This window comes from Pseudomonas sp. IT-P253, from assembly GCF_949768125.1.
Lineage (GTDB): Bacteria > Pseudomonadota > Gammaproteobacteria > Pseudomonadales > Pseudomonadaceae > Aquipseudomonas.
The window spans coordinates 1-248 of record NZ_CATKPT010000078.1 but is presented as its reverse complement, the minus strand read 5'-3'; the positions used below and the strand labels follow the sequence as shown (position 1 = coordinate 248).

Here is a 248-nt window from a genome sequence, read left to right as displayed (position 1 = left end):
AAAACTAACGAGGTGAAAATGAACAGGAAGTTTAACCGGGGCTGGACAATGGCTGCGGCGGTCGTCGTAGCGAGTTCAACACTTTTCGCGGGGTGTGCGAGCAAGAACGATCCGATCACGCAGGCAGACAAGGCCGATGTGGCCAAGGGCGTGCCCGCGCCGAGTCTCGAGCAGACCAAGGCAATCGCCGAGGAAGGCTTTATCTACGGCTTGCCGCTGGTCATGAACTACGCCGTGATGAACGAATT

General features: G+C 56.9%; 1 pseudogene. It reads left to right on the top strand.

From position 1 onward, the window contains the following. Positions 1-18: 18 nt before the first annotated feature. Positions 19-248 (top strand): annotated as a pseudogene (locus ACM6IR_RS26155) (hypothetical protein); the annotation flags it as partial.